Below are 7,457 nucleotides of genomic sequence, written 5' to 3' on the forward strand. Positions count from 1 at the left end.
TATAGAAAGGGCAAAGATAACGATTATAAATTAATTCTACAAATAATTTTGACCTTCTTTATTTGTTATTTGATAAAATATTGTACTTTTGCCGCGCAATTTAAACAAGTGTTTTTTATAGAATGAAAAAAGTAATTTTATCAGCATTGTTTCTAACAACAATGGCAGTAGAAGCTCAGCAATCGTATGCAGGGCTTCGAGAAAGCAATTATTCGGGTATTTTTCCTGTAACTTCTAATCCTGCGAATATGATTAGTAGTAAGCGTTCTTGGGACGCTAATATTGCTACAGTGAACTTTGGTTTTGGCAACAACGCTATTAAACTCACGCCTAATATCACTGATAGCTTTAACGAGTACACACGCGTTGATACTCAGAATGCTATTTTTGGTTATAACAATATCAAAGCGAAGATAAACGTTGATGTGTTAGGACCCTCGGCTTTTGTGAAGATAAACGACCAGCATACAGTAGGGATTTTCTCTCGTGTGCGCCTTCTGGGCAATGTACGTAACATAGATGCAAAAATGTTACAATCATTTGTTAGTGATTTAGATAAATTGGAACTCAAAACCCCTTACCAAGTGAACCTTAACGACCAAGAGATAGTGGTAAATGCTTTTTCGGAAGTAGGTTTCTCGTGGTCAGGTGAAGTGTATTTTGACGGTACTAACACGGTGAAAGTAGGAGCAAGTGCTAAATTGGTACAAGGCTCTGGTAATGTTTACGTAGGTTTTAAAGACTTTGAAGGTTCGGCTACACTAACGCCTAACACTGATAAGGACAAAGTAAACTTGAATATCCAATCGGCTAACGGAACTTTGGAAGTGCTTAACGGTGGAATGGACTTGGTTGATTTCGACAATGTAAAGGTAAACAAGTTGTATTTTAATTCAGAAGCTACTACTTTGGCTTTCGATTTAGGAGCTACGTATGAGTTTCGCAAGGACGGTTGCCCTCGTTGCCACAACAATCCTCACGATTTGCGTGTAGGGATTTCACTAATGGATCTCGGGCGTTTACAATACACTGCCAATAAGAACTCTTACCGCTACAAAATGCCTGCAACACAAAGCACGACTTTAAGTCTAGACGACCTATCAGAAGAAAATTTGAAGAATCACTTTGATGGAACAAAGGCTACAGGCTCTAAATTGAGGTCTTCACTACCTTCTACTTTTAACCTCAGCGCCGATTATCGCGTAGTTGATGCGTTCTACTTGAACTTATCAGGACAAGTGAATATAGCTTCAACAAAGGACAAAGAGCTTTACAACGCTACTTATGCCAATGAAATTTCACTCACTCCTCACTACGATACTAATAGTTTTGGGGCTTATTTGCCTATTTCATACAACCAAGTATCAAAAGCTAATGTGGGAATTGCCTTGCGCTTAGGCCCATTAGTATTAGGGTCAAGCACTATTTTAGGCAATGTGCTTACCCGCTCAGCTAAAGAGTTTAACTTCTTCTTTGGGCTTCGTTTCGGTCACCAATCTTACCCCGTAGACCTTTAATTATTAATTTAATTTTACAACTTCATAATGGAAAAGGCTGTTCAGCATTTACTGAACAGCCTTTTATCTTTAATTATTAAGCATTAACTATTAAAATTCAAAACTTCCTACTTCAATAACCTCCTTGGCATTACTGAGGCGTACAGTGGTTTCTTGCTGTTTTTGCTGAGGCGTACCATAGTGAGTATAGAAAGTAATACGCAAGTTCACAGGCATCAGTTGCTTTTGTGAGCGAGTACCAAAGTAATCCACTTGCACTTTGTACTTGCCTTTTTCGGCTTTCTTGAGCATAAATTCTTCAGGTCCATAGCCTTGAGTAACATCACGTGAGATTTTACCACCAAGGTAAGTAAGAGTGTTTTGGTAGTAACACTTCTCGTCTTTGGGGTCGGTTACCCATAAGTCCATATCGCAGCTATCAGTATCCCAACTGAGCACTACTCGCACATCTACGGGTTCTTTTTTGAGCAAACGCTTGTCGATATAACTCACGTCTATACCCTTGTGGCGTGTGACAAGGCTATTGATATCGTTCATTGTTACGATTTGTACATCGCCAAAACGACTGCTCCACTCGCTTGTAACTACTTTATAAAGGTTTTTCACGGCTTCGTTATAGGCACCATCATCGGCAAGTGCTAAGCCCAAATCACGAAAAGACTGTGGTTCTTCTTCACGCAAAATTACCACCTTACGGAATACCCATACCGCTTCTTTCTTAGCATTGTAGTTGCTGAGCTTGTAGCCTAACATACGCAACAACTGAGGGTCGTCTAAACCGAGTTCTGCCAAATTGGAAACTACCAAGATAGCTTGCTCACGATTACCTTTCTTAAAGAAATAGTCGGCTACATCTACATAAAAGGAAGGTGTGTTACCGTATTCTTTTTTGAGTTTGTAATAGGTTTCTACCGCTTTAGCTTCCTCAGTGTACTCCATTACCTTTAAATAAGGTGTATCAGGGTTATAGGCGTTGAGCTCTATTTTTGAGGTAGGTACAGGAACAGGACTTGCTGGTTTGCGTGATAAAGAAACACTTTTTTTAGCAGTAGCATTACCACTAGGAGAATCAGCAACTCTACTATTTATAGCTCCCGTCATAGCTGCTTTTCTTTGTGGAGAATAACCTACTACAACTACTTCATTTAATTCTGCACCTCCGTCAGCTTCTATAGCAGCAACCTCCTCACTTCTAACTTCTTGTGCTACCCCAGAAGCCACCCCTCTTATTCTTACAGGAGTATCATTAGAGTTATTAACATTTTTCTTAGGTTCAGTGCCTTTCACAGGATATTCGGTATGCCACCATTTACTTTGCTTTTCCGATTGCTCTACGACTCTATCCAAAATACGCTTAGCAGTATCCTCTTTTTGCTTTTGCTCATTTGCTAAGCGTTTGGAGTACTCCTGCTGTAATTCGGTAGGTGGCGTAATACGGTAACGTACATAATCTTCTACGGTTTCTAATACTATCAGCGAATTGCCTTCGGTTACAATGCCGTACTCACGTCCTACGGCATCTATTTGTTTTTGTTCAACACCTTCTCGTTGCAGTTGTGCAATTTGCTTCTCTGCCCATATACGGCGCAAAAGGTTGAACTCACTTTCAGAAGCATCGGGGTTTGCTACAAATTTTATTTCTTTTTGCACCATTACCTTTTTAGGGTAACCAAAACTAAGTACTAAGGTTGCTTCCTCACTTTGCAATTCACCTGCAAGGGTAAAATTACCTTTGCTAATAGTAGCTCCTTTCTGTGGGAAGATTTTGGTTACTTTACCGCTTTTCACTTCTATATCTAGCAGTTGGAAAGGTACAGTGCGTGCTACTTTTATTGCTTGCTCAGTAGTGAGGGTTGTCAAATCTATAAAGCTACCACCCGTAGCATTGGCGAGGTATTGCATTTTTGGAGTATTAGCAACTGCCGAAGCATTGACCACTATTATAGGGGTTTTAGCTTGTTTCACTACTTCGTTTACAGAAAATTCTTTACTGCCAAAGTTGAAAATACCGTCGCTAAAAAGTAATATTTCATCTGTTTTGAGGTTGAAATCAATAGCATTACCATCGGTAGCTCCATCATATTGCAAACTTTCTAAATGCGATTTCAGTGCTTGCCAATTGCCGTTTTTCACCTCAAAAGTAAGCGGTTTAGCAGAACGAATATTAAAAGTACTAAGCACTACCTTAGTGTCTTTGAGTTCCTTAAAATAAGCATCTAAGAAAGCAAACTCTTTTGCTCTATCGCGTTGGATTGCTGAGTGCGATGCGTCCCATAAGAGTCCTATTTCCTTAGGAGTGGGGCTACTTTTAGCTTTGGTATCGCTCAAAGCTATATTGCCATAAAAATAGCTTTTACTGCCTTGGGTAGCGCTAATGGTTTGTGGTTTCTCTATTTTCGGGAAAGTAAGTGCAATGTTCTGGTTGAGCGTGAAGTTTTGCTTGCTCACCTCACTGATATAGCTATTGCGCGCTTGTTTGAAGTCTAATTGCAGACTGTTCTGAATATCTGCCTTTACAAAACGTGATACTACCTCAGTACGCACCTTGAAGTTTTTAAGGGTTACGTTAGCCGTGATAGGCAAGAAGTAGTAATCTTGTCCGCCTCGTTCGTGTAGTTCTTGTTCAAAGGCGATGAGTACACGGCGAGTACCTTTGGCAGGCATAGGGTATACACGTGCTTTAAAATTGTTACCCTCAGTTTTTTCTAATAAGCCTGGGTCTACACCCCTGCGAACAATATCCTCAAAGGCTTTGCGCCCTAAGGCTTTGTCTACTACCACACCTTCACGCAGTTTGCCATTGATATCTAAGGCAAAACGCGACACCTGCTGTCCGTCGGCAAGCGGGAACTGAAACTCGCCTTCCATTACGCGGGTGTTGGGGTTGTAGAAGGTCATTTCCATAGTAGTAACAGCCGTTTGTCCTACCACTAATATATCTACCGAAAGGTCTTGCAATACCATCGGGTTGGCATTGCGCTCATTCACTACCTTCACCTCTGGCACTACCGATTTCTGTGCGGTTAGCAGTAAGGGAAGTAGTAAAGCTGTTGCTGATAAAAAATGCTTGATTCTCATTACTAAACAATGGTTTTGATGAAACTACTGTCTGTAAATCAAAGAGCATACCAAATTCACTAATCTACTAATTTTTACATTTGCTCATTACCTGAAAAACGTCAAAGTCCCATTCTCTCTAAACGCCCCAAACGGCACTTCAAAACCTTCTATTTTCTTGCCGTTCAGTTGTACGTACTCTACTAAGTTGTTATCCGAATTGCGAGCCACACTCTTTATTAAAAACTTCTTGCCCTCAGGCAGTTGCAAGCTCACCGTTTTAAACAGTGGGTTACCGAGTATGTAGTTATCACTGGCAGGGGTAACAGGGTAAAAGCCTAAGGCTGAAAACACATACCAAGCCGAGGTCTGTCCGTTATCCTCATCACCGCAATAACCGTCGGGTGTAGGAGTATAGAGTTTCTCCATCACTTCCCGTAGTTTAGCTTGTGCTTTTTGGGGTTTACCAGCGTAGTTATATAGGTAGATAAGGTGCTGTATGGGCTGATTGCCGTGTGCGTAGTTGCCCATATTTATGAGTTGCATCTCGCGTATTTCGTGTATGGTAAAGCCGTAGTACGAATCGTCAAACAGCGGTGGCATCTCAAACACTTCATCTATCTTCTTTTCAAAAGCCTCTTTGCCTCCCATTAGCTGTATAAGTCCTTCAATATCCTGAAATACCGACCACGTGTAGTGCAAACTGTTCCCTTCGGTAAACGCATCGCCCCATTTTAGCGGATTAAATGGCGACTGGAACTTTCCGTCCTTATTCTTGCCTCGCATCCACTTAGTTTCGGGGTCAAACACATTCTTGTAGCGTTTCGATTGTTCGTAATACTGTTTAGCAACTTCCGCCTTACCCATCTTTTCTGCCATACGAGCAATGCAATAATCGGCGTAAGCATACTCCAATGTGCGGGCTACATTCTCGTTAATCTTCACATCATAAGGTACATAACCCAAACTATTGTAGTAATTCACCCCCTCACGCCCTACCGATTTCACTGGTCTGCCATCGTTTTGGGTAGCGTTCTTCAGCATCGCTTCTAAAAGAATTTCAGCATCAGCCTCGTCTATATTCCCTTTCAGGTAAGCATCAGCAATGATAGAAGCCGAGTTCGACCCTATCATACAATCCCTATGCCCCGGACTTGCCCATTCGGGTAACCAGCCCGATTCTTTATAAGCGTTCACCAATCCCTTCATCATCTGTTGATTCATCTCAGGATACAACAGGTTGAAAAGCGGAAATACTGCCCGGAAAGTATCCCAAAAACCGTTGTCAGTAAACATATAACCCTTTTCCATCTTGCCGTTATACGGACTGTAATGCACCATTTCACCTTCTTTGTTGTATTCATAGAAAGTGCGTGGGAAGAGCAGTGTGCGGTACAAACAGGAGTAGAAAGTGCGCAAATGGTCTATATTCTCATCTTCCACTTGTATCTTGCCGAGTTCACTCTCCCAAAGAGTAAGTGCTTTTTGTTTCGTCTGTTCAAAAGTGTCATTACCCAGTTCCGTTTGCAAGTTCAATAGGGCTTGTTCGGGCGAAATAAACGACGAAGCTACCTTCACCGTTACCTGTTCCCCTCTTTTCGTACGGAAACCTATCACTGCCCCTGTGTGTTCGCCCTTGCTTTCAGCATTTTTTGTCAGCTTAAAGCCGTTGCTCCACGTCTGTACGCTCTCAAAATCCTTGTCGAAAGTAAGCACAAAGTAATTGTGAAAATTCTCAGGTACTCCCCCACTGTTGTTGCGGGCATAGCCTATAATTTTGCGTTCTTTGGGCAACACTTGCACCATCGAGCCTTTAAAATAAGCATCTAAAACCAAATAAGCCTTATCGCTCTCAGGAAAGGTAATGCGGAACTGTGCTGCTCTACTGGTAGGGGTAATCTCCACCGATGTATCATAATCGGCTAAATATACCTTGTAGTAGTGAGGCTGAGCCGTTTCTGCCTTATGAGAGAACCACGAAGCGCGTTCTTCTTCTTTAATTTTCAAGTCGCCTACTACCGGCATCAGTGCAAAAGCTCCATAGTCGTTAATCCACGGACTCGGTTGGTGAGTTTGCTTAAAGCCCACGAGCTTATCAGCGTGATATTGATATGCCCAGCCGTCGCCCATTTTGCCCGTTTGAGGTGTCCAGAAGTGCATACCCCAAGGCACCGCAATAGCAGGATAAGTATTCCCATTCGATAAACTAAACTTCGAGTCCGTACCCATCAGTGGGTTTACATACTCAGTGTAAGAGGTTTCGGGCACTGCGGAGGTAGTGTCCTGTTTAGTTTCTTCTTTTGAAGTGTTTACCTGCTTGTTACAAGCCACCATCAAACACAAAAACACAAAGTATAATATCTTTTTCATCTTAATAATTATAATTTTCATTCAATTAGATGTTATTTTATAATATGAGTCAAGGATTAAAAATTAATAACATCTGGTTTATAGTGAGTTATGATAACCGTTATACATCTCCTCTTTACCTTCATTTTACCTTCACTTTCCCCGTCACCACACTCCCCCTCTCCTTCATACTTCCCCCTAGTGTCTATGACCTAAGACCCCCACACTTCCCCATTTACTAATTTTCTAATTTGCTAATTCTCTAATTTCTCTTCCCCATTTTCTCATTTCCAAATTTGCTAATTCCCTAATTATCCCTTCTCCTTTCCGTCGCTACATTCCCCCTCTCTGAGGCAGGGCTGTTACAAAGTTTTGTAAGTTATTTTAAATTACTATTTTTGCATTCTAATAAAATGTAAAAGTCTATGACACTGATAGAAATGTTATCTAGTATAGAGGATACTAGAAAAAGACGCGGTATCCGCCATAAAATGCCTAACTTCCTGATTATGTGCCTAACAGCAATAATGTCAG

The 7,457-nt window shown here is 41.3% G+C and carries 3 protein-coding genes; 1 reads left to right on the forward strand and 2 read right to left on the reverse strand.

The annotated features are described in order from the left end of the window. Positions 1–122 precede the first annotated feature (122 nt). Positions 123–1,517, forward strand: coding sequence for a DUF5723 family protein (locus tag ACSQ7D_RS07485; RefSeq protein ID WP_437135803.1), 1,395 nt, complete (start codon positions 123–125; stop codon positions 1,515–1,517). 90 nt (positions 1,518–1,607) lie between these two features. Here ACSQ7D_RS07485 and ACSQ7D_RS07490 read toward each other — a convergent pair whose 3' ends face one another. Both ACSQ7D_RS07490 and ACSQ7D_RS07495 read right to left on the reverse strand, forming a co-directional pair. Continuing rightward, positions 1,608–4,595, reverse strand: coding sequence for a VIT domain-containing protein (locus ACSQ7D_RS07490; RefSeq protein WP_437135804.1), 2,988 nt, complete (start codon positions 4,593–4,595; stop codon positions 1,608–1,610). An 87-nt stretch (positions 4,596–4,682) separates the two neighbouring features. Further along, entirely contained in the window at positions 4,683–6,965 is a 2,283-nt protein-coding gene (locus tag ACSQ7D_RS07495; protein WP_437135805.1) for a GH92 family glycosyl hydrolase, read from the reverse strand. Between the last annotated feature and the right edge of the window lie 492 nt (positions 6,966–7,457).

Source organism: Capnocytophaga sp. G1920 (assembly GCF_051417515.1).